This window comes from Hephaestia mangrovi, from assembly GCF_019880555.1.
Taxonomy (GTDB): Bacteria; Pseudomonadota; Alphaproteobacteria; order Sphingomonadales; family Sphingomonadaceae; genus Sphingomonas; species Sphingomonas mangrovi.
Map to the genome: position 1 here is coordinate 687,391 of NZ_JAINVU010000001.1, position 21,985 is coordinate 709,375.

At 64.8% G+C, this 21,985-nt stretch carries 28 protein-coding genes; 18 read left to right on the plus strand and 10 right to left on the minus strand.

Translation table 11 applies throughout. The annotated features are described in order from the left end of the window. Positions 1–28: 28 nt before the first annotated feature. From pspC to K7G81_RS17695, 4 genes are all read right to left on the minus strand, one after another. Positions 29–406, minus strand: coding sequence for an envelope stress response membrane protein PspC (gene pspC / locus K7G81_RS03235; RefSeq protein ID WP_223029274.1), 378 nt, complete (start codon positions 404–406; stop codon positions 29–31). Next, positions 406–693: an envelope stress response membrane protein PspB gene (gene pspB / locus K7G81_RS03240; protein WP_223029275.1), complete on the minus strand. Its 288-nt coding sequence runs from the start codon at positions 691–693 to the stop codon at positions 406–408. The genes pspC and pspB overlap by 1 nt, the downstream gene beginning before the upstream one ends. Position 694: 1 nt before the next feature. Then, positions 695–1,363: a phage shock protein PspA gene (gene pspA, locus K7G81_RS03245; protein WP_223029276.1), complete on the minus strand. Its 669-nt coding sequence runs from the start codon at positions 1,361–1,363 to the stop codon at positions 695–697. Between the two features lie 64 nt (positions 1,364–1,427). After that, positions 1,428–1,556, minus strand: coding sequence for a hypothetical protein (locus K7G81_RS17695; protein ID WP_255586512.1), 129 nt, complete (start codon positions 1,554–1,556; stop codon positions 1,428–1,430). A gap of 161 nt (positions 1,557–1,717) precedes the next feature. Here K7G81_RS17695 and pspF point away from each other — a divergent pair, with 161 nt between their 5' ends. Then, positions 1,718–2,743 carry a phage shock protein operon transcriptional activator gene (gene pspF / locus K7G81_RS03250; protein WP_223029277.1) on the plus strand — a complete coding sequence of 342 codons (1,026 nt, stop codon included), beginning with the start codon at positions 1,718–1,720 and terminating at the stop codon, positions 2,741–2,743. Between the two features lie 163 nt (positions 2,744–2,906). Continuing rightward, positions 2,907–3,512, plus strand: coding sequence for a superoxide dismutase (locus tag K7G81_RS03255; protein ID WP_223029278.1), 606 nt, complete (start codon positions 2,907–2,909; stop codon positions 3,510–3,512). Positions 3,513–3,572: 60 nt separating this feature from the next. On the opposite strand, the gene K7G81_RS03260 is transcribed toward K7G81_RS03255, so the two are convergent. The 3 genes from K7G81_RS03260 to mtaB are packed head-to-tail and all read right to left on the minus strand — an operon-like array spanning position 3,573 to position 6,396. Next, positions 3,573–4,220: an inner membrane-spanning protein YciB gene (locus tag K7G81_RS03260; protein WP_255586513.1), complete on the minus strand. Its 648-nt coding sequence runs from the start codon at positions 4,218–4,220 to the stop codon at positions 3,573–3,575. Continuing rightward, entirely contained in the window at positions 4,217–5,152 is a 936-nt protein-coding gene (gene ftsY, locus K7G81_RS03265) for a signal recognition particle-docking protein FtsY (RefSeq protein WP_223029279.1), read from the minus strand. Before ftsY ends, K7G81_RS03260 begins: the two co-directional genes overlap by 4 nt. Continuing rightward, positions 5,149–6,396, minus strand: a complete 1,248-nt coding sequence (mtaB, locus tag K7G81_RS03270; protein ID WP_223029280.1) for a tRNA (N(6)-L-threonylcarbamoyladenosine(37)-C(2))-methylthiotransferase MtaB — start codon at positions 6,394–6,396, stop codon at positions 5,149–5,151. Before mtaB ends, ftsY begins: the two co-directional genes overlap by 4 nt. Before the next feature lie 27 nt (positions 6,397–6,423). Between mtaB and K7G81_RS03275 the strand changes: the two genes are divergently transcribed. Continuing rightward, complete coding sequence (locus tag K7G81_RS03275; RefSeq protein WP_223029281.1) at positions 6,424–7,002, plus strand: DUF924 family protein; 579 nt, start codon at positions 6,424–6,426, stop codon at positions 7,000–7,002. Here K7G81_RS03275 and K7G81_RS03280 read toward each other — a convergent pair. Next, positions 6,977–8,581 carry a putative bifunctional diguanylate cyclase/phosphodiesterase gene (locus tag K7G81_RS03280; RefSeq protein WP_223029282.1) on the minus strand — a complete coding sequence of 535 codons (1,605 nt, stop codon included), beginning with the start codon at positions 8,579–8,581 and terminating at the stop codon, positions 6,977–6,979. The two genes, K7G81_RS03275 and K7G81_RS03280, sit on opposite strands and share 26 nt — an antisense overlap. Positions 8,582–8,834: 253 nt before the next feature. Here K7G81_RS03280 and ffh point away from each other — a divergent pair, with 253 nt between their 5' ends. From ffh to K7G81_RS03300, 4 genes are all read left to right on the plus strand, one after another. After that, positions 8,835–10,304 carry a signal recognition particle protein gene (gene ffh / locus K7G81_RS03285; RefSeq protein ID WP_223029283.1) on the plus strand — a complete coding sequence of 490 codons (1,470 nt, stop codon included), beginning with the start codon at positions 8,835–8,837 and terminating at the stop codon, positions 10,302–10,304. A 39-nt stretch (positions 10,305–10,343) separates the two neighbouring features. After that, positions 10,344–10,847: a 30S ribosomal protein S16 gene (rpsP, locus tag K7G81_RS03290; protein ID WP_223029284.1), complete on the plus strand. Its 504-nt coding sequence runs from the start codon at positions 10,344–10,346 to the stop codon at positions 10,845–10,847. Then, positions 10,844–11,335, plus strand: coding sequence for a ribosome maturation factor RimM (rimM, locus tag K7G81_RS03295; RefSeq protein ID WP_223029285.1), 492 nt, complete (start codon positions 10,844–10,846; stop codon positions 11,333–11,335). Before rpsP ends, rimM begins: the two co-directional genes overlap by 4 nt. A 195-nt stretch (positions 11,336–11,530) precedes the next feature. Further along, positions 11,531–12,037, plus strand: coding sequence for a hypothetical protein (locus K7G81_RS03300; protein WP_223029286.1), 507 nt, complete (start codon positions 11,531–11,533; stop codon positions 12,035–12,037). A 29-nt stretch (positions 12,038–12,066) separates the two neighbouring features. On the opposite strand, the gene K7G81_RS03305 is transcribed toward K7G81_RS03300, so the two are convergent. Beyond that, positions 12,067–13,479: an alkaline phosphatase family protein gene (locus K7G81_RS03305; protein ID WP_223029287.1), complete on the minus strand. Its 1,413-nt coding sequence runs from the start codon at positions 13,477–13,479 to the stop codon at positions 12,067–12,069. A gap of 104 nt (positions 13,480–13,583) precedes the next feature. Beyond that, the gene (locus tag K7G81_RS03310; protein WP_223029288.1) at positions 13,584–14,222 is read right to left on the minus strand and encodes a peptidylprolyl isomerase; all 639 of its coding nucleotides are present in this window, start codon (positions 14,220–14,222) and stop codon (positions 13,584–13,586) included. 99 nt (positions 14,223–14,321) lie between these two features. On the opposite strand from K7G81_RS03310, the gene K7G81_RS03315 reads away from it, so the two are divergent. The 11 genes from K7G81_RS03315 (at position 14,322) to K7G81_RS03365 (ending at position 21,985) form a co-directional block, all read left to right on the plus strand. Then, positions 14,322–14,594 carry an AbrB/MazE/SpoVT family DNA-binding domain-containing protein gene (locus K7G81_RS03315; protein ID WP_223029289.1) on the plus strand — a complete coding sequence of 91 codons (273 nt, stop codon included), beginning with the start codon at positions 14,322–14,324 and terminating at the stop codon, positions 14,592–14,594. After that, a complete protein-coding gene (locus tag K7G81_RS03320) occupies positions 14,587–14,976 on the plus strand; it encodes a type II toxin-antitoxin system VapC family toxin (RefSeq protein ID WP_223029290.1) in 390 nt (129 codons plus the stop codon). The genes K7G81_RS03315 and K7G81_RS03320 overlap by 8 nt, the downstream gene beginning before the upstream one ends. Further along, a complete protein-coding gene (gene trmD / locus K7G81_RS03325; protein WP_223029291.1) occupies positions 14,973–15,704 on the plus strand; it encodes a tRNA (guanosine(37)-N1)-methyltransferase TrmD in 732 nt (243 codons plus the stop codon). Before K7G81_RS03320 ends, trmD begins: the two co-directional genes overlap by 4 nt. Position 15,705: 1 nt before the next feature. Next, complete coding sequence (gene rplS, locus K7G81_RS03330; protein ID WP_223029292.1) at positions 15,706–16,095, plus strand: 50S ribosomal protein L19; 390 nt, start codon at positions 15,706–15,708, stop codon at positions 16,093–16,095. 226 nt (positions 16,096–16,321) lie between these two features. Further along, a complete protein-coding gene (locus tag K7G81_RS03335; RefSeq protein ID WP_223029293.1) occupies positions 16,322–18,559 on the plus strand; it encodes a S9 family peptidase in 2,238 nt (745 codons plus the stop codon). A gap of 95 nt (positions 18,560–18,654) precedes the next feature. After that, on the plus strand, positions 18,655–19,683 hold the full coding sequence (locus K7G81_RS03340) for an aspartate-semialdehyde dehydrogenase (protein ID WP_223029294.1): 1,029 nt from the start codon (positions 18,655–18,657) through the stop codon (positions 19,681–19,683). Between the two features lie 31 nt (positions 19,684–19,714). Beyond that, positions 19,715–19,960, plus strand: a complete 246-nt coding sequence (locus K7G81_RS03345) for a FitA-like ribbon-helix-helix domain-containing protein (RefSeq protein ID WP_223029295.1) — start codon at positions 19,715–19,717, stop codon at positions 19,958–19,960. Then, positions 19,957–20,361, plus strand: coding sequence for a type II toxin-antitoxin system VapC family toxin (locus K7G81_RS03350; RefSeq protein ID WP_223029296.1), 405 nt, complete (start codon positions 19,957–19,959; stop codon positions 20,359–20,361). Before K7G81_RS03345 ends, K7G81_RS03350 begins: the two co-directional genes overlap by 4 nt. Further along, positions 20,358–20,795, plus strand: coding sequence for a GFA family protein (locus K7G81_RS03355; RefSeq protein ID WP_223029297.1), 438 nt, complete (start codon positions 20,358–20,360; stop codon positions 20,793–20,795). The genes K7G81_RS03350 and K7G81_RS03355 overlap by 4 nt, the downstream gene beginning before the upstream one ends. A gap of 1 nt (position 20,796) precedes the next feature. Beyond that, positions 20,797–21,243, plus strand: a complete 447-nt coding sequence (locus K7G81_RS03360) for a GFA family protein (protein WP_223029298.1) — start codon at positions 20,797–20,799, stop codon at positions 21,241–21,243. After that, positions 21,224–21,985 (plus strand): alpha/beta fold hydrolase, encoded by a 762-nt coding sequence (locus K7G81_RS03365; RefSeq protein ID WP_223029299.1) that lies wholly within the window; start codon positions 21,224–21,226, stop codon positions 21,983–21,985. The genes K7G81_RS03360 and K7G81_RS03365 overlap by 20 nt, the downstream gene beginning before the upstream one ends.

The following is a 21,985-nucleotide window of genomic DNA, read 5'->3' on the forward strand; positions in this document are numbered from 1 at the left end:
TGTCCGAACTCCCTTGAAACACTGGCGCTCAGCGCAGCTGCTCGATCTCGTCGGCAAGGCGCGTGTTGCGGCTGGTGTACATCAGCTCGATGTCGGCGAGGCGACGATCGATATCGCGGAACTTGGAGCGTACCTCGGCGGTCGACCGCTTCGGATTGCTGCGGACGCCCTGCCAGAACTTCGCGTTGTCCTCGGACTGATAGAGGCCGATCGGCTTCTTCGGCGCCAGCCAGCCCGCGGCGAGATAGGCCAGCAGCATCCAGCCACTCGTCACGAAGGTCAGCACGATCATCGCCACGCGAACCAGGGTGATGTCGAGGCCGGTGTAATCGGCGATCCCCGAACAGACGCCCAGCCACTTTGCATTCTGCTTGTCGAGATAGAATTGGGTACGGCTGGCGGACATCAGTTCCTCCTGTTGCGTTCGAAGGTTTCGAATGACTGGTAAGTCTCGACCGGCTCGCCCGCGGGCGGCAGCGGCTTCCAGTCGGGGTGGTCGGCGGCGACGATCCGCTCGACGGTGTTCAGGCGATCCTCGAGCCGGCGGGCGAGATTGTACATCTCGTCGAGCAGCTTCTCGTCCTCGTCGGTGATCCGCGGCGCCTGCTTCCACTTGGTGATGTAGTGGAAGATGATCCACGGCAGCCCGACGAACAGGATCAGGCAGATGAACACGGGCATCAGGTCATCCATCTCAGCCCTCCTTGTTCATCTTCGCCTTTAAGGCAGCGAGGTCGGCCTCCACCTTGTCGCTGGTCTTGAGCTCGGCGATCTCTTCCTCGAGCGTCTTTTGCGGCGCGCCCAGCGACAGCGCATCGGCGTGGCCCTCGGCCATGTCGACGCGGCGTTCGAGCACGTCGAAGCGCGAGAAGGCCTCCTGCGTCTTGGGGCCGGCATAGACCTCGCGCATCCGCGCGCGGTTGGTCGCGCTTTCCAGGCGGGTCATGATCGTGTTCTGCCGGTTGCGCGCTTCGCGCAGCTTGTTCTGCAGCTTGGCGATATCCTCTTCGGACGCGCGCAGCGCATCGTCGAGCACGGTGATCTCGGCCTGCAACTGGTCGCACATGTCGGCGGCCTTCTGGCGCTCGACCAGCGCCGCCTTGGCCAGATCCTCGCGATCCTTCGACAGCGCCAGCTCGGCCTTCTCGGTCCAGCTCTCCTGGAGCTTTTCCAGCTTGGCGATATGGCGGCGCATCTCCTTCTGGTCGGCGATGGTGCGCGCGGCGGACGCGCGAACCTCGACCAGCGTCTCCTCCATCTCGAGGATGATCATGCGGATCATCTTGGCCGGGTCTTCGGCCTTGTCGAGCAGGTCGGTGACGTTGGCGGCGATGATGTCTCGGGTTCGGGAGAAAATACCCATCAAATGTGCTCCTGGGTCAAAAGGGATGCCGGGGCGGAGCAAGGGATTTCCGCCCCGGCTGCCATCAGGCGAAACCACCTGCGGCAATATGCCCGACCGCGGGCGCCAATGCACCAAGCATGAACACCGAGCTGACGAGCGCGGTGCAGGCGAGGGCGGCGAGGGTGCGGCCGGCTTTATCGACGTTGAACATGGGAACCTCCCTGAAAGTGCGTGTCCGCCGCATGTCGGCGGGCTTGCCCCATATTTTGCAGGAGCCGTGCCAATTTCAGAAATGGCCGATTTCCGCGGTGTTTATTCGGGCAATACACTTTGTTCTTGCCAAGGTTTGGCGAAATGCGCCAAGGCTTGGTCATGGAGCGCACGACCCAGGTCATTGGCCAATCTTCCGCCTTTCTGGACGCGCTGGAGCGTGCCAGCCGCGCCGCCGCGCTCGATCGCCCGGTGCTGGTGATCGGCGAGCGCGGCACCGGCAAGGAGCTGGTCGCCGAGCGACTCCATCGTCTCAGCCCGCGTTGGGATCAGCCGCTGGTGATCATGAACTGCGCGGCGCTGCCAGAGACGCTGATCGAGGCCGAATTATTCGGTCATGAGGCGGGCGCCTTCACCGGCGCGACCAAGGCGAGGGCCGGGCGGTTCGAGGAAGCCGATGGCGGCACCTTGTTCCTCGACGAGCTCGGCACCTTGTCGATGGCGGCGCAGGACCGGCTGCTGCGCGCGGTCGAATATGGCGAGGTCACCCGGATCGGCTCGTCGCGGCCGATCAATGTCGACGTTCGCATCGTCGCGGCGACCAACGAGCATCTGCCGCACAAGGTCGAACAAAGCGAATTCCGGGCCGATCTCCTCGATCGCCTGAGCTTCGAGGTCGTCACGCTGCCGCCTTTGCGCGCGCGCAAGACTGATATCCTGATTCTCGCCGATTTCTTCGGGCGCCGTATGGCCTCGGAGATGGGGCGCGAGGAATGGCCCGGCTTCGGGCCTCATGCCACCGATGCGCTCAGCGAATATGCCTGGCCCGGCAATGTCCGGGAATTGCGCAACGTCGTCGAGCGCGCGGTCTATCGCTGGGAGCGCGAGGGGCCGATCGAGCAGATCGAGTTCGATCCCTTCCATTCGCCCTGGAGCCCGGCCGCCGTCAAGGCGCGCACCATCGAGCCAGCGCCCGCCGAGGAGGCGGAAGAGGACGATCCGGTCGCGGCGTGCGAGGAAGGACCGTCCGACTTCAAATCGCGCGTCTCGCGGTTCGAGCGCGAGCTGCTCCGCAAGTCGCTTGCCGAAAACCGGTTCAACCAGCGCGCGACCGCCGACGCGCTGGGGCTCAGCTACGATCAGCTCCGTCACGCGCTGCGCCGGCATGACTTGCTTGGCGCGCGCTGATTTGGCGTCCGATTCCCGCCCGGCCTTCCCCAGCACAGCCGATCGCGCCGAAGCCGACGCGCATTTTCCTGAATAACTCGGTTGCGTAACGAGTTTCTCGGACCCATTTGCGTAGGTCCGGCGTTGCCCCAAGCGACCCCAACCCAGATCAGGAGGATGAGCCATGGCTTTCGAACTGCCGCCGCTGCCGTACGACTATAACGCGCTCGAAGCGACGATCAGCGAAGAAACGATGAAATATCATCATGACAAGCACCACAAGGCCTATACCGACAACCTCAACGCCGGGGTCGCCGAGAGCGGACTCGAGGGCCAGTCGATCGAGGATATCCTGGCCAAGGCGGGAACGCTGTCGGCCAAGGTCCGCAACAATGGCGGCGGTTTCTGGAACCACGATTTCTTCTGGAAGATCATGTCGCCCAACGGCGGCCAGCCCTCGGGCAAGCTTGCCGACGCGATCGCCGAGTTCGGCGGGCTCGACAAGCTCAAGGAAGAATTCAACGCCAAGGGCGCCGGCCAGTTCGGCTCGGGCTGGGCTTGGCTGATTGCCGACGCGAACGGCAAGCTCAAGGTCACCTCGACTCCCAATCAGGACAATCCGCTGATGGACGTGACGCCCGACAAGGGCACACCGATCCTCGGCAACGACGTGTGGGAGCACGCTTATTACCTCACCTATCGCAACGATCGCGGTGCCTATCTTAAGGCGTGGTGGGACGTCGTGAACTGGAACGAGGCCGCCAAGCGCTACGACAGCGCCAGGGGCTGAGCCGCCAGCGAATGAAGGGAAGGGGCGTCGGGCGACTGGCGCCCCTTTTCGTTGCGGCCGTCACCCCTCCGGCGGCGCGTCGGTGATCGCATCCTTTTCGACCATCAGCCCGTGCTTGAGCAGCATCGGCACATTGGCGATTGCGAACAGCAACGTGATGATGACGCAGCCGGGAAACTTGAACAGCACCCAGGCATTCCACGCCGCTTCCTTGGCCATATAGGCGGCGGTCAGGCGCCACACCGCCTCGTTCAGCACCGCCATGAAGGCGAAGAAGATCGCCCAGTTGCGCGTCAGCTTGCGCCAGCCTTCCTCGTCGAGCCCGGCATAAGCGGTGCCTAGCAATTGCTGGAGCAGCGGCCGCCCCGTCACCAGCCCGAAGGTCAGCACGCCGGCGAACAGCGCGTAGACGAAGGTCGGCTTCATCTGGATGAATTTCTGATCGTGGAAATAGAGCGTCAGCCCGCCGAACACGATCACCAGCGCCGCGGTCAGCCACAGCATTGGCGAGACGTGCCGCGTCTTCACCCACGACACAATCACCGCGATCACCATCGCCGCCATGAATGCGCCCGTCGCCGCGAGCACCCGCACGATCGGCAGCCCCGGCATCAGGAAATTGACCGCGAAGAACACCAGCAGCGGCCCGTAATCGAGCGCCATGCGCAGGCCCGGCGAGGCGGGCGGTGGGGTCGGCTTGTCGGTCATTTGCGCACCGTATCCACCCCGGCGATGATCCGCGAGACTTCGCGGGCATCGAACGGCCGGAAATCCTCGATCGTCTCGCCGACGCCGATCGCGTGGATCGGCAGTCCGTATTTCTCCGCCGCCGCCACCAGCACGCCGCCGCGCGCGGTGCCGTCAAGCTTGGTCATCACCAGCCCGGTGACGTTCGCGGTTTCCTTGAACACCTCGATCTGGCTGAGCGCATTCTGCCCGGTCGTCGCGTCGAGCACCAGCACCACGTCGTGCGGCGCCTTCTCGTTGAGCCGCCCCAGAACGCGACGGATCTTGGCGAGCTCGTCCATCAATTCGGTGCGGTTCTGCAGGCGTCCGGCGGTGTCGACGATCAACACGTCGGTGCCGTTGGCGGTGCCGCGCTTGACGCCTTCATAGACCAGGCTCGCCGCATCGCCGCCCTGCTCGCCGGAGACGATCGGCACGCCGATGCGGTCCGCCCACACCTTCAGCTGCCCGATCGCGGCGGCGCGGAAGGTGTCGCCGGCGACCAGCATCACCGAATAATCCTGCTCGGTCAGCAGATGCGCGAGCTTGGCGATCGTCGTCGTCTTGCCCGATCCGTTGACGCCGATCACCAGGATGACCTGCGGGCGCGGGAACGCCTCGATCTCGATCGGCTTGGCGACCGGCTGCAGCGTCTTCTCGATCTCTTCGGCGACGACAAGGCGCACACCGAGTTCGTCCATATTGCGCTCGACCGGCGTTTCCGCGAGCCGTTGTCGTACCCGTGCCGCGGTCTGCGGCCCGAGGTCGGAAGCGATCAGCGCCTCCTCGATCTCGTCGAGCTGATCGTCGTCGAGCCGCCCGAGGCCAAGCCCGGCGAGATTGCCGACCAGCCGGTCGGACGTGCGGCGGAAGCCGCCGAGCAGTTTGTTGTGCCAGGAAGGAGTGGTGCTCATGCGTATCCTGTTGCTCGCGCGCGAGCGGTGAGGGCGCCGTTATCGACCGCATCGATCGTAACGGTCTGGATCGAGCCGATCTCGGCAGGTTCGGCGAGCCTGATATCGGCGAAATTGCCGGCATGGCCGCGATCGCCGGGGCGCTCGACGAGAACCGATTGCTCAGTCCCGATCAGCGATTTGAGCCACGCCGCGCGCCGCCGTTCCGCCGCCTCGCGCAGTCGCGCCGCGCGCGCCTTCGCGAGCTCGGGCTCGACTTGCGGCATCCGCGCGGCCGGCGTGTTATCGCGCGGCGAATAGGGGAAGATATGCGCGTGAACCAGATCGCAATCGTCGATCAGCGCCAGCGTATTGGCGAACATCGCCTCGCTCTCGGTCGGGAATCCTGCAATCAGGTCGGCGCCGATCGCGATTGCCGGCCGTGCCGCCTTAAGCTGCTCGACGATCGTCACCGATTGCGCACGCGAATGGCGGCGCTTCATCCGCTTCAGCACCATGTCGTCGCCGGCCTGAAGCGAGAGGTGAAGGTGCGGCATCACGCGCGGCTCCTGCGTCACCAGCGCGAACAGGCGATCGTCGATCTCGATCGAGTCGAGCGAGGAGAGCCGCAGGCGTTCGAGCGTCGGCACGTGCCGCAGGATACGCTCGACGAGCTGGCCGAGGCTCGGCGCGCCGGGCAGGTCGGGACCGTAACTGGTCAGGTCGACCCCGGTCAGCACCACTTCGCGATGGCCGCGATCGACCAGCATGGCGATGCGATCGACCACCGCGCCGGCCGGGACCGAGCGGCTGTTGCCGCGGCCCAACGGGATCGTGCAGAAGGTGCAGCGATGGTCGCAGCCATTCTGCACCTCGACGAAGGCGCGGGCATGGCCGTCGAAGCTGGTGGCGAGATGCGGACTGGTCTCGCGCACGCGCATGATATCGCCGACGAGGACGGGGGCAGCAGCCTCCCAAGCTGACGACGACAGCTTCTCGCCATTACCGATAACCCGATCGACCTCAGGCATCGCGGCGAAGGTGGCGGGGTCAATCTGCGCCGCGCACCCCGTCACGACCAGCTCCGCCTCAGGCCGATCGCGCCGCGCGCGGCGGATCGCCTGGCGCGTCTGGCGCACCGCGGCATTGGTCACCGCGCAGCTGTTGACCACGATCGTGTCCCGCTCGCCCAGCAGCGCGCGGATCGTCTCGCCCTCGGCGAGGTTGAGCCGGCAGCCGAGATTGATGATATCGGGACCGGTCACGCGCAACGATGGGCGAGGGGGACGAACATGGCCGACGATCTAGGGGCGCGGGCACGCGAAGTCCATGCGGCAGCGCAGGGCGTCCTGACCTTCTGGTTCGACGAGACGACGGAGGAGCAATGGTTCGCCAAGGATGATACGCTCGATCGCACGATTGCCGCGCGCTTCGGCGCCCTGCGCGATGCCGTGCTGGCGAGCGGTGCGGCGGGATGGGATGGCGATCCCGATACGTTGCTTGCCGCGATCATTTTGCTCGATCAATTCTCGCGTAACATTCACCGCGGATCGCGTGAGGCATTCGCCGCCGACAGTCTGTCGCTCGATCTGACGCATCGGGCGCTCGCGAGGGGGTGGGACGAAACGATCGCACCCGAGCGTCGCGCCTTCCTCTACATGCCGTTGATGCACGCCGAGGATCGCGAGGAGCAGCGATTGAGCGTGGATTGCTTCACGCGCCTCGGTAATGCGGAGAATCTCGATTTCGCTCGCAAGCACCGGGCGGTGATCGATCGCTTCGGCCGCTTTCCGTCGCGCAACCAGGCGCTCGGCCGCGTCTCGACCGAAGCCGAGAAAGCCTATGTCAGCCAGCCAGGCGCCGGCTGGTAGGCTCGCCTTCCTCGTCGCCGGATTGCGACTGCAGCAGCCGCCGTTCGGCGAGGTGGCGGCGGACATGCGCGACGCTCAGCGGACGGCCGTAGAGCCAGCCCTGCCCTTTCGAACAGCCGAGCGCGCGCAGCCGCTCCTCTATCGCCGCGTCCTCGATCCCTTCGGCGGTGACCGGCAGGTTGAGGCTGTCGCCGAGCCGGGTGATCGCGTTGACGATCGCCGCGCTCTCGGCGTTTTCGTTGATCGAGATGACGAAGCTGCGGTCGATCTTGATGCGATCGAAGGGCAGCGCGCGCAGGTGCGCGAGGCTCGAATAGCCCGTCCCGAAATCGTCGAGCGCCAGCTGGACGCCCTGGTTCTTGAGGCTGCCGACGATCGATTGCGCCAGCGCGAGATTCTCGAACAAGGCGCTTTCGGTGATCTCGATCTCCAGCCGTCGGGCCAGGAAGCCGGTTTCGGTCAGCGTCTTGATGATCTTCTGCGCCAGCCAGGGATCGCGCAATTGCCACGGCGAGATGTTGATCGAAAGCGTCAGCGACGCGTGCCAGTCCTTCGCCGCGGCGAACGCCTGGCGCATCACCGATAGCGACAGGTCGGCAATCATCCCCGTCTCTTCGGCGATCGGGATGAACAATTCGGGCGAGATCAGCCCGCGGGTGGGATGCTCCCAGCGCGCCAGCACCTCGAAACCGTGCAGCCGCCCGGTGGTGAGATCGACCTGCTGTTCGAAATAGGGCACGATCTGCTGTGCGGGGATCGCGGCGCGAAGTCCCATTTCCAGCTCGTTGCGCGCCTTCAATTCGCGCTCCATCGATTGGTCGAACCAGGCGAAGCGATTCCGTCCGCCTTTCTTGGCGGCGTACATCGCGATGTCGGCGCTGCGGGTCAGCGAGTCGATGCCCGAGCAGTCGAAGTCGGAGCGCGCGATTCCCAGCGATGCGCTGACGTGGAGGTGCAACCCGTCGACGCAGAACGGCTGCGCGAGACGCGATACCAGTTGCTCGGCAACGCGTTCGACCGTTTCGGGATGCGTGGGCTCGAACGGCATCGCGCAGGCGAATTCGTCACCGCCGAACCGCGCGATCAGCGCGCCTTGCGGCAGCCGGTCCTCGATCGCTTCGGCAACCTGGCGCAACAGCGCGTCGCCGATCGTGTGGCCGTGCATGTCGTTGACCATCTTGAAATGATCGAGATCGAGCATCAGCAGCGCCAGCGCCTTGCCCCGCTTGCTCACCTGCGTCAGCGTGACGGCGCCGTCTTCGGGGAAGGAGCGGCGGTTGAGGAAGCCGGTCAGTGGATCGCGCGCGGCAAGCTGTTGCGCGCGCTGCTCCGCGGCGGCGTGCACCAGCACCTCGGTCGACAGCGCGCTGTGCCGCCGCCAGCCGATCAGGATCAGCGCGACGTTGAGCAGCAACGCAATGACCAGCGTGCGATCGGGAATGTCGCTACCTGCCACATAATGTTGCAACGTGCGCGACAGCACGGCGCTGCCGGTGCCGACGAACAGCAGGATCGCCGCGACGGTGATCGCGCCGGTGACGAGATCGCCGCGTCGCGCAAACATGGGGTCGTCGGTCATGGCCTTGGAAGCCAAGGGCTGGTCCTCTCGCGGTCCTGTTCGTGACGCGCTATCCCACGGGCCCGGTGTAAAAGAGGTTAAGGGCGGTCGACGGGCTCAGGCGCCTTGCCTTTGCCGGTCGCTTGGGCTATCCGCCCGCTCACGTTCCGATAAAGAACGCACGATGACAAACGCCCACGGGCGTCCGCTGGCCGGCGAGGTTTCGCCCGCCGGCGTATTTTGCGTTTGGCGGATGGCGATGTGAGGTGAGCCCATGTTCGACAGCTTGAGCGACCGGCTTGGCGGCGTATTCGACCGCCTGCGCGGCCGTGGCGCGCTGACCGAGGCGGATGTCCGCTCGGCGATGCGCGAGGTGCGCGTCGCGCTGCTCGAGGCCGACGTGGCGCTCCCCGTCGCGCGCGAGTTCACCGAGAAAGTCACCGAACAGGCGATCGGCCAGAACGTGCTGCGCTCGGTCACGCCGGGGCAGCAGGTCGTTAAGATCGTTTCCGACGCGCTGACCGAGATGCTCGGCGCCGACGCGTCGGAGCTGATGCTCGACGTCACGCCGCCCGCCGTCATCATGATGGTTGGCCTGCAAGGCTCGGGCAAGACAACCACCACGGCGAAGATCGCCAAGCGGCTCGCCAAGGACCGCAAGAAGGTGATGATGGCGTCGCTCGACGTCAATCGCCCCGCCGCGCAGGAACAGCTCGCGACGCTCGGCACCCAGGCCGAGGTGGCGACGCTGCCGATCGTTCAGGGGCAGCAACCGGTCGATATTGCGCGGCGCGCGCTGCAATCGGCCAAGCTGCAGGGCTATGACATCCTGATGCTCGATACCGCCGGTCGTCTGCATGTCGACCAGGCGCTGATGGACGAGATGAAGGCGGTCGCCGACGTGGCGAACCCGGCCGAAATCCTGCTCGTCGTCGACGCGCTGACCGGCCAGGACGCGGTCAACGTCGCGCAGAACTTCTCCGAACAGGTGCCGCTGACCGGCGTCGTGCTCACCCGCATGGACGGCGATGCGCGCGGCGGCGCGGCGCTGTCGATGCGCGCGGTCACCGGCAAGCCGATCAAGTTCGCCGGCACCGGCGAAAAGCTCGACGCGATCGAGGCGTTCCATCCCAGCCGCGTCGCCGGGCGCATCCTCGGCATGGGCGACGTCGTCAGCCTGGTCGAGCGCGCCGCGCAGACGATCGAGCAGGAAGACGCCGAGAAGATGGCGGCGAAGCTCGCCAAGGGTCAGTTCGACATGAACGACCTCAAGGCGCAGCTTCAGCAGATGCGCAAGATGGGTGGCCTCGGCGCGCTCGCCGGCATGCTGCCCGGCATGAAGAAGGCGCAGGCGGCGATGAATGCGTCGAACATGGACGACAGGATCCTGATCCGCATGGAAGCGATGATCGGATCGATGACGCCTAAGGAACGCGCCAAGCCCGCATTGCTCAACGCCAAGCGCAAGATCCGCGTCGCCAAGGGCTCGGGGACGACCGTGCAGGACGTCAACAAGCTCATCAAGATGCACCTCGAGATGTCGACCGCGATGAAGAAGATCAAGAAGATGGGCGGCTTGAAGGGCATGATGGCGATGCTCGGCAAGGGCGGCATGGGTGGCCTCGGCAACGCGCTGGGCGGCCCCGACATGGGCGAGGCGATGGGCAAGCTGGGCGGCGGTCTGCCGGGTGGCGGCAACATCCCGCCCGAACTCGCGGATTTCATGAACAAGAAGAAGAAATGACGCTGCGGCGTCGCATTGGTTGAAAGAAGGAAAGACTAAATGGCACTGAGCATTCGTTTGTCGCGTGGCGGCTCCAAGAAGCGCCCCTATTACCGCATTGTCGTTGCCGACGCGCGCAGCCCGCGCGATGGCCGCTTCATCGAGAAGATCGGCACCTACAACCCGCTCCTCGCCAAGGATTCGGACGAGCGCATCAAGCTCGACGGCGATCGCGCCAAGCATTGGCTGGGCGTCGGCGCGCAGCCGACCGATCGTGTCGCCCGCTTCCTCGATGCCGCCGGCATCCGTGAGCGCGCCGCGCGCAACAATCCGAAGAAGGCCGAGCCTGGCGAGAAGGTAAAAGAGCGCGCTGAGGAGCGTGCCGAGAAGCTGAAGGCTGCCGAGGAAGCCGCCGCCGAAGCCAAGGCTGCGCCCGCCGAGGGGTCGAACGAGGAAGCCGAAGCGGTGATCGCTGCCGAGGTCGAGGCTGCCACCGAGGAGCCGACGCCTGAGGCCGAGAAGGTTGCCGAGGCGACCGCCGAAGAGACCCCGGCGTCCGAATGAGTGCCGACGATCCCCTCCCCGCGGGGAGGGGAGACCGGCCGGTCACGCTTGCCGCCGTCATCGGCGCGCACGGCGTGACCGGCGAGGTCCGGCTCAAGGTCTTCGCCGACGATCTGTCGGCCTATCGCCAGTTCAATGGCGGAGCGCTCACGCTCAAATCGGTGCGGAACGGCACCAACGGCGCGATCGCGCGGTTCGCCGAAATCGCCGATCGCAACGCGGCGGAAGCCTTGCGCGGCACCGAACTCACCGTCCCCCGCTCGGCGCTGCCGCCGCTCGACGAGGGCGAATATTATCACGTCGACCTGATCGGTCTCGCCGTCGTCACTGATGCGGGAGAGCCGGTCGGCACAGTCGCGGCAGTCGAGAATTTCGGCGCCGGCGACATTCTTGAGATCGAGCGGCCTGACGGTCGCCGCTTCATGGTTTCCGTGTCGCAAGCGGTGATCGGCGATCCCATCACCCTCGCCGCGGAACTCGCTGACTGACCACGTTTCCCCTCGCGCGGCTCATCGTTAACAATGATCCGGCCTTGCCAAGGCGTTGCCGGTCGGGTCAGGGTGCTGCGCGGACGATTCTCACAGGCCAAATGGGCGGGAGTGTCGGTTCGGGAAGGGTGGGAGCGGCGCGAGTGATCGGGCCGCGCCGCGATCCTTCGATCAGGGGTTGCAAAAGGGGTTTACATGAAATTGTTGATGCGTGCGTTTGCGGCGTCGTTCCTGGCGACGGCCGCTCTGGTTCCGGCTGCCGCGAATGCCGAGAATCTCGATGAGGTGGACAGTCAGGTCTATACGACGACCGGGACGCATCAGGAGATCATGGCGCGGGCGGCAACCTGCGTTGCCCAGTTGATGAAGCCAGGCCGCCCCGACACACCGTTGATCTTGTCGCGCGACGATGCCGCCGGGGTGATGGTGATCGACAATTACACCACTTTTTCTGCGCGCATGATTACCTGGGCGTTGCACACCAAGATGACGTTTGAGGCGAAGGACGGCCGCTTCCGCATCATTCATACGGGGATCGAGCAGACTGCCGATGTGATGGGCCAGATGAGCCCGCACCCCGATTGGGTGCCCGTCAACAAGGGTTTCCCCAATCCATGGAAACATGCCCAAAAGGCGGTCGAGGACACCTCAACGCGGTTGGCGACATGCGTGATGAATCCGGCTCGATCCGATAATTGGTAGCCGTCGCCTGACCTGCCGGCGGTCGAGTCCTATGCCAGCCGGATGCGGCTCCCCGCTTCCTGCCGCGGCATCGCCTGCTCGGCCGGCACGTCCGGCCGCGGCAAGGTGTCGATTTCCTGTTGCGCGATCTGCAGCAGCTTTTCGGTATCGGGTAGCTGCGGCACGTCGAATCGCGGCGGTCGGTCGAAGGCGAACGCGCTGGTCATGTCGCCGCAGGTCTCGCGCCGCCACGGGCTGAGGTTCGCGACCTCGACGCCGAAGCGCTTTTCGAGCAATTGCAGCGTCGAGCTATGATCCATCGTCGTGCCGCACACGAAAGACCCGCGGCTGAACGGCGAGATGACCATGCACGGTACGCGGAAGCCCAGCCCGATCGGCTCGCCGCGGATGAATTCCTGTGCGGCGCCGGGCTCGGGCGTCGGCGGGACGACGTGGTCGAACTGGCCGTCATTCTCGTCGTAATTGAGGATCACCGCGGTCTTCGCCCACAGTTTGGGGTTGGACCACAGGGCCTTGAGCACCTGATGCGTGTGGTTCTCGCCCGCCGCAGGCAGGTAATCGGGGTGCTCGCTCAGCGTCGAGGGCGGCACGATCCAACTCACCTGCGGGATGTTGCCGCTGCGGATGTCGCCGAGCAATTCCTCGAACGGCCGGTCGCGCATCGCATTGTCCCACAGCGAGGACGTTTGCGGCGCGTTCTGGAACTGCGTGAAATATTTGCAGACGTTACAGCCGTAATCGTCGACGTCGTGATAGATGCGCCACGAAATGCCCGCACGATCGAGCCGTTCGGGATAGGTTTCCCACGAATAAGCGGTGCCGGCATTGTTGATCGCCGGCCCGCCGTTCTTGCCGTCGGGATCGATCGTCGCCGTCATCAGATAATAGCGATTGGGGTGCGTCGGCCCCATCACCGAGCAATGATAGCCGTCGCAGATCGTGAACGCATCGGCCAGCGCATAATAGAACGGAATGTCGTCGCGCGTGTGATAACCCATCGTCAGCGGCCCGGCGGCAGTGCCGTCGGCGCCGCGATGCACCGCGATCCAGTCGTCCATCTCGCCCTGGTTCCAGGCGATATGCTGCGCTTCCCAGCTGTGGCTCAGGTCGTGCAGCCGCTGTGCGCTGGTCGTCCGCGTGTCGAGCCGGAAAGGGAGGACGTGCCCATCGGGATTGAGGTGGTCGCGCTGGCGGAAGATCGAGCTGCCGTCGGCGCGCTGTCCGCGCGGATCGTCATAGCCGCGCACGCCCGCCAGCGTGCCGAAATAATGGTCGAACGAGCGGTTCTCCTTCATCAGGATGATGAAGTGATCGATGTCGTTGAGCGAGCCGCCCGCCATCTTGCCGAACGCCGCCGAGGCCAGTGGCCCGAACGGCAGCGCCGATGCGGCGGAGGCGGCCGCGGCGGTCTGGAGCAATCGGCGGCGGATGTAATCGGGCATGGCGTAACCTCGCTGGTATCATCGGGCGGCTGAGCCGCAGGCTCGTACCGCAATATTACCGGCACATGTCGCCGGCGCCTTTTTCCGCGTCGTCCCCGCCTAGATCAATCGCCGTAATGGATGCCGAACGTCCACGGCTTGGGGCGGCCGGTCGGATGCGGCGTGCCGTCGAGTCGGACGGCCTTCACGATCTTGATCCGCTTGAGCAGCATCTGGCCCTTCATCTCACCACTGCCGCCGCCGGTCGGCTGCGCTAGGATGCGCTTCACCACGTCCATCCCCGACACGACATGCCCGAACGCGGCGAAGCCGAGGAACGAGCCGCGCGCGTCGAGCGACGGGTTGGGGCCGATCATGATCGAGAAATTGCCCGCCGCCGAATTGGGATCGGGGCCGTGCGCCATCGAGATCGTGCCGTCGGTGTGGTGGATGCCGGTCTTGCTGGTTGGCTCGATCGGCACCGAATCGAGGATGCGGCGCGCGTCCATGCCGATGCCGCCCTGGATCAGGCCGTGGGTCGGATCGCCCTTGCGCCGCGAGGCGCGGTAGAAATCGGTGCCGTCGAACCGGCCGTCGTCGACATAGCGCATGAAATTGGCGACCGTTTTGGGGGCATGGCGCGCATCGAGCGCGAGCACGATCGGCCCCGCAGTGGTGACCAGTTTGACATGGACGATGCCCGGTGTGGCGGCGAGGGCAGGGACGGAGAACAGCGCGAGCGCGAGTGCCATCAGAAAACGCATGGCCGCGCGGTTAGCCTATTGTCGCTCGCGGCGCTACCGCGTCTGCTTGAACCCGGTGACGGCGCATGTATATACATGATGTATATACGGAGACGGGTGATGGCGAAGGAATATCGCGCCAAGGTGTTCAAGTCTGGCAATTCGGTCGCATTGCGATTGCCCAAGGCATTGGGCCTGAAAGAGGGCGACGAGATGGTGCTGCGCGAGGACCGCGGGAAATTCGAATTCGAGTCGGCAGCGAGCAAACCCGAGAGGATCGACCTGACTGGAATCTACGGATCATGTCCAGGCCTCAAGCCATTGTCTCCGGAGGACCGCATCATGGAACCGCGCGAACTCGATTGGGAAGGAAAGCTCCTCAAACGTGATTGAGCCGCAATTTCTGCTCGATTCGAACATCTGCATCTATTTGTTGGAGGGTCTGTCGGATGAAGCGCGGGCGCGTGCCGAACGGTGCCGCCCGGGCGACCTCGTTACCTCGGCGGTTACCTATGCCGAGGTGATGAGAGGCCTCGATCGAGACAACAAGGATGGCATGGCGATCGTCGAAGCGTTCTTTGGCGTGGTCAATATCGTCCCGTTCGACCGCGCCGCTGCCGCATGCTACGCCGATGTTCCCTTCAAGCGCGGTCGATTTGACCGGCTGATTGCCGCGCACGCGCTGGCGCTTGGCCTGACGCTGGTAACCAACAACGAACGCGACTTTGCCGATGTGCCGGGGCTGCGCGTGGAGAATTGGACCTTGCCGTTATGACCTGGCGCGCCACCGTGCTGACGCTCTATCCGGATATGTTCCCGGGCCCGCTCGGCCATTCGCTGGCCGGGCGCGCGCTCGCCGAAAATCGCTGGTCGCTCGATACCGTGCAGATCCGCGATTTCGCCACCGACAAGCATCGCACCGTCGATGATACGCCGGCAGGCGGCGGGGCGGGGATGGTGTTGCGCGCAGACGTCGTCGCGGCCGCGCTCGACAGCATTGCGGCCGACGCGCCGGTGCTGGCGATGACGCCGCGCGGCGCGCCGCTCTCGCAGGCGCGCGTCCGATCGCTGGCGGCCGGTCCTGGCGCGACCATCCTGTGCGGCCGGTTCGAGGGATTCGACGAGCGCTTGTTCGAGGCCCGCGCGATCGAACAGGTCTCGATCGGCGACTATATCCTCTCGGGCGGAGAGATGGGGGCGCTGGTGCTGCTCGACGCTTGCATTCGCCTCATTCCCGGCGTAATGGGCGCGCCTTCGAGCGGTGACGAGGAAAGCTTCGAAACGGGGCTCCTCGAATACCCTCACTATACCCGACCTTATGAATGGGAAGGGCGCACGATCCCCGAAGTGCTGCGATCGGGGGATCATGCGAAGATCGCCGCCTGGCGCAAGTCGATGGCGGAGGCAGATACACGGCTAAGGCGGCCGGACTTATGGGAGCGCCATGGGGGCGATCCGGTCCAGTCGCCCTCTGGCGCGCGGCGCAAGAATGGGAACGAATGAGATGAACCTCATCCAGACGCTCGAAGCCGAGCAGATCGCCAAGTTCAACGAAGCCAACAAGGCCCCCGAATTCCGCCCCGGCGACACGCTGCGCGTCGGCGTGAAGGTGGTCGAGGGTGAGCGCACCCGCGTCCAGAATTTCGAAGGCGTGTGCATTGCCCGTGCCAACAAGGGCATGGGCTCGTCGTTCACCGTCCGCAAGATTTCGTTTGGTGAAGGCGTCGAGCGCGTCTTCCCGCTCTATTCGCCGAACATCGAATCGATCACCGTCGTCCGCAAGGGCGCCGTGCGTCGTGCCAAGCTCTATTATCTGCGCGGCCGCACCGGCAAGTCGGCGCGCATTGCCGAGCGCCGCGACAATCGTGAGGTTGCCGCCGCCGCTGCTGAATAAGCCCGGCGACAGGCCAGTTCGAATAGGGGCGCGGCGGGCTTCGGCCTTCCGCGCCCTTTTTCGTGATGCCTTGGCGTTGGATTCAGCCGAACTGAATCGCTCCCACGAAAATGGATCAAACGCCAAAAGCGCGATGGTTGCGCGCTTTACCTTCTCCGCTTCGGCCGCAATAAGCCCCGCACGATGGCCCGTCGGCGCGGGCTGATACTCTCGGGGAGCGGGGATAATGTATAAATCGTGGATATGTGCAGGCGTCGTGGCCGCGATCGTGTCCAGCCCGGCGCTGGCTGCACAGCAGACCGGCAAGGAGCTCACGCTCGATGCGCTGTTCCAGAGCCCCAGCATCTCCGGCCCCAGCTTGCGTGGCTTGCGGCTGTCGCCCGACGGCAAGCTGGTGACGCTGCTCAAGGCGCGCCCCGACGAGACCGACCGTTTCGATCTGTGGGCGATCGATACCCGCACCGGCGCCGAGCGGATGCTGGTCGATTCGAAGAAGGTCGGCACCGGCGCTGAGCTTTCCGAGGCCGAAAAGATGCAGCGTGAGCGAATGCGGATCGGCGGCGAAAAGGGGATCGTCTCCTACGATTGGGCGCCCGACAGCAAGCACATCCTCGTGCCGCTCGACGGGCAGCTTTATCTCGCCGATACCGATGGCCGCGTAGTCAAGCTGACCGACGTGAAGGGCGGCGCACTCAACCCGGTGGTCAGCCCCGGCGGCACTTATCTGAGCTATGTCGCCGATGACGAGCTGGTGGTCGAACCGCTTGCCACCCGGCAGCCGCGACAGATCACCGAGGGCGCCAGCGACACGGTGAGCTGGGGCACCGCAGAGTTCGTCGCGCAGGAGGAAATGGACCGCCGCACCGGCTATTGGTGGGCGCCGCACGACAAATATATCGCGGTCCAGCGCACCGACGTCAGTCCGGTCAAGATCGTCACGCGCACCGCGATCGGCTCCGATGGCGCCAGGGTCTATGACCAGCGCTATCCCGCCGCGGGCACGCCCAACGCGCTGGTCGATCTCTATGTCATGAAGCCGGACGGCTCGGGCAAGGTGAAGGTCGACCTAGGAGCGAACCCCGATATCTACCTCGGCCGCGTCTATTGGTCGGCGGACGGCAACACGCTCTATGTGGTGCGCGAGGCTCGCGACCAGGCGACGCTCGATCTGCTCAAGGTCGATCCGGCGACCGGCAAGTCGAGCGTGCTGATCGCCGAAAAGGCTGGCCCCAAAAGCTGGCTCAACCTGCCGCCGGCCTTTCATGCGATGAAGGACGGCAGCCTGATCTGGTGGTCCGAGCGAAGCGGCCACGGCCATCTCTATCGCTTTGCGCACGGCAAGCTGACCGCGCTCACCAGCGGCGATTGGGATGTGCAGCGCCTCGCCGGCGTCGATGAGGCCAAGGGACGGCTCTATTTCGTCGCCGACAAGGAAACGCCGCTCGAAGAACAGCTTTACAGCGTCGATATCGCCCATCCCGGCGCCGTCACCCAGTTGACCGAGAATGGCTGGACCAACAGCGCGACGATGGACAGCGACGCGACGCGGGTGATTGTCGGCCGCTCGAACACCGAGCATCCGCCGCAGGTCTATCTCGTGGACGCCAGCGGCAAGCGGATCAAGTGGCTCGAGCGCAATGATATCGATGCCCGGCATCCTTATGCGCCCTATCTCGCCAGCCTGCGGCCGACCGCTTTCGGCACGATTCTGGCGGCGGACGGCACCACGACGCTGCATTACGAGATGATCACGCCGAAGCTCGAACCCGGCAAGAAATACCCGGTGTTCATGGAGCATTATGGCGGCCCCGGCGCGCAGCAAGTCGTCAACAAATGGAACGGCGCCTCGCTCGCCCAATATGTCGTCGATCGGGGCTACGTTTATTTCGAGGTCGATAATCGCGGCGCGACCAATCGCGGCACGAAGTTCGAGGACGCGATCTATCACGCGATGGGAACGGTGGAGGTCGCCGACCAGTTGAAGGGCGTCGATTTCCTCAAGCGCCAGCCGTTCGTCGATCCCGGCAAGATCACCACCTTCGGCTGGTCCTATGGCGGCTACATGACGTTGAAGCTGCTCGAAAAGGCGCCCGGCACCTTCGCCGCCGGCGTCGCGGTGGCGCCGGTGACCGACTGGACGCTCTACGACACGCATTATACCGAGCGTTACATGGGCGATCCCAACAAGGATCCGGCGGCCTATACCGCGTCCGGCGCGTTGGCCGAGTCCGACAGGATCGTCGATCCGCTGCTGCTGATGCACGGCCTGTCGGACGATAATGTCGTGTTCGACAATTCGGCGCGGCTGATGGCCAAGATGCAGGCCAACGACCAGCCGTTCGAAGCGATGCTCTATCCCGGCAAGACCCACGCGATGTCGGGGGTGGTCGAGCATGTCTATATGACGATGATGAATTTCCTCGATCGTCACGTCGGCTTGCCGCCGGTCAAGGGCAAGGACTGATCGGCGCCAAAGCAAAACTTGCTTCCATTCCGCGTCATGCGTCTTAAGTAGCGGTCCCGCCCGCGGATGGCGCGGACAAGCAACAGGACGGATTCATGGGTTATCGGGTGGTGGTCGCTGGTGCGACCGGCAATGTCGGGCGCGAGATGCTCAACATTCTCGCCGAACGCGAATTTCCGGTGGACGAAATCGCGGCGGTGGCGTCGTCGCGGTCGACCGGCGACGAGATCGAGTTCGGGGAGACCGGCCAGAAACTCAAGGTCCGCAACATCGAGCATTTCGATCCCACCGGCTGGGATATCGCGCTGTTCGCGATCGGTTCGGAAGCGACCAAGGTCTATGCGCCGAAGTTCGCCGCTGCCGGCTGCACGGTGATCGACAATTCGTCGCTCTATCGCATGGACCCGGACGTGCCGCTGATCGTGCCCGAAGTGAACCCGGAAGCGATCGACGGCTATCAGCGCCGCAACATCATCGCCAACCCGAACTGCTCGACCGCGCAGCTCGTCGTCGCGCTGAAGCCGCTGCATGATGCGGCGAAGATCAAGCGAGTCGTCGTCGCAACCTATCAATCGGTCTCGGGTGCGGGCAAGGCGGGGATGGACGAACTGTTCGAGCAGAGCCGCAACATCTTCGTCGGCGACAGTGCCGAGCCGCACAAGTTCACCAAGCAGATCGCCTTCAACGTCATCCCGCACATCGACAGCTTCCTCGAGGACGGCTCGACCAAGGAAGAGTGGAAGATGGTGGTCGAAACCAAGAAGATTCTCGATTCGAAGATCAAGCTGTCGGCAACCTGCGTCCGCGTGCCGGTGTTCGTCGGCCATTCGGAAGCCGTCAATATCGAGTTCGAGAACGAGCTGTCGGCCGAGGAAGCGCAGAACATCCTGCGCGAGGCGCCCGGCGTGATGCTCGTCGACAAGCGCGAGGACGGCGGTTACGTCACGCCGGTCGAGTGCGTCGGCGAATATGCCACCTACATCAGCCGCGTCCGCGAGGATCCGACGGTGGAGAACGGCCTGGCGCTGTGGTGCGTCAGCGACAATCTGCGCAAGGGCGCGGCCCTGAATGCGGTTCAGATCGCCGAACTGCTCGGAAGGCGGCATCTCAAGAAGGCGGCTTGAGCGTCTGCTATCGCGGTGATATCATCATCGCGTGGCACAGGTTCTGATCCGCAATCTGGATGATGCGGTCGTCGCCGATTACAAGCAGGCGGCGGCCGAGCACGGCCGGTCTCTCGAAGCCGAGTTGCGCGATGTATTGACCAATGCGCGGCCGAAGCGGCGCTTGTCCAAAGCCGAGCTGATCGCCCTGTCCGAACGCCTGCGTGCCGCGACTCCCTTGTCGTCCGCGAAGATTGACAGCACTGACCTTATCCGCGCTGACCGCGATGCGCGATGATCGTCGCCGATGCGAGCGTCATCGTTAAGGTGCTGACCGAGGAAGTGGGCTCGGCGGAGGCAACCCGCACGGTCGCCGACACCGACGTTGTCGTGCCCGATTTCATTCAATTCGAAGTGGCAAGCGCCTTGTCGAAGAAAGTGCGTTATGCGGGCCTGCCTGCCAAGCAAGCCGAGGATGCGCTCGAGGTGCTGCCGCTGATCGTTCCTGATCGCTACGATACGTCACGGTTGCTCGATCGCGCCTTCGCCTTGTCGGTCTCGATCCGGCACGCACTCTACGATTGCATCTATCTGGCGCTTGCCGAGCAACTGGACTGCAAACTTGTCACCGCCGATGAAAAATTTCTGAATGTAGTCGAGCGGACTGACTTGAGCCCGCGAATCGAGCGTCTGGTATGACCGTCGAAGGCGGCTGCAATTGTGGCGCGGTGCGCTACACGCTTGCCCTCGATGCGCTGCCGCGGACCTATGCCTGCCACTGCCACCAGTGCCAGCGCTGGTCGGGCAGCGCGTTCAGCCAGCAGGCGCTCGTTCCCGAGGCCTGCGTGACGGCGACGGGGCCGATCGCCATCTACGAGAAAGTGACCGGGGACCGCACCTCGGTCCAGCGCATGTGCGGCGTCTGCCATTCGCGCATCTACAACACCAACACGCGTCGCCCCGGCATCGCGGTGGTGCGCGCCGGCACGCTCGATCGCTCGGAGGAGCTCGAGTGCGTCGCGCATATCTACACGGCCTATAAGCAACACTGGGTCGATATCCCGGCGGCGGTGCCGTCGTGGCCGGAGGCGGCGCCGCAGGACGATTTCATTCGCGCGCTGATGCGAGGATAGGATGAGCGAGACGATGACCGGCGGCTGCCAGTGCGGCCGCATCCGCTACGCGGTCGAGGCCGACGACGACGCGGCCTATCTGTGCCATTGCCGGATGTGCCAGCGCGCGACGGGCGGCGTTGCGGCGACGCTCAAGGAGGTGCCGCGCTCGGCCGTGCGCTGGAAGACCTGCGAACCCGATCGCTACCGCTCGTCGCCGATTGCTGTGCGCGGCTTTTGCGCGTTGTGCGGTACGCCGCTCACCTATGAAGGTTACGGATCATCGCACATGGATCTCACCGTCGGCAGTTTCGATACGCCCGGCAAATTGCGTCCGACCGGGCATTCCGGCGTCGAAAGCCGGCATGACGCCTGGCTCGATACGCGCGGCTTGCCCGAAACGCGCACCGATCAATTGCCCAATATCGTCAACAAATGGATCGAGGCCGTTGGCAAACTCCCCGATTGACCCGCACTTCTTCGACAGTTTCGATGGCGTCCGCCTTGCCTGGCGCGAATTGGGGGAGGGGCGCCCAGTCGTCCTGATCCACGGCTATTTCTCGAATGCCGAGGTCAACTGGCTGAAATACGGCCACGCCCAAACAATCGCGGCGGCCGGCTTCCGCGTCATCATGCCGGACCTGCGCGGCCATGGTGACAGCGCCAGGCCGCATGAGGCGGCCGCTTATCCGCCCGACGTGTTGATGCGTGACGGTTTCGCGCTGGTTGAGCATCTCGGCCTCGCCGATTACGATCTCGGCGGCTATTCGCTCGGCGCGCGCACGACGGTCAGGATGCTGGCCAACGGAGCGACGCCGCGGCGCGTGGTGATTTCGGGGATGGGGCTCACCGGCCTCGTCGATACCGGCGGTCGCGGCAGCTATTTTCGTGACGTGCTCAATAACCTTGGTAGCTTCGAGCGCGGCTCGGCCGAATGGCTGACCGAGGCGTTCCTCAAGACCACGCAGGGTGATCCGATCGCGCTGACGTGCATCCTCGACACCTTTGTCGACACGCCGGAAGCGGCGATCGCGGCGATCGAGCAGCCCACGCTGGTCGCGGCCGGCGTCGACGATGACGACAATGGTTCCGCCGAGGCACTCGCCCGCGTGCTGCCGCACGGACGCTATGTCGCGCTGCCGGGCAACCACATGAGCGCCGTCACCAAGCCAGAGCTGGGCAGCGCGATCGCCGCCTTCCTCGGCGGCTGA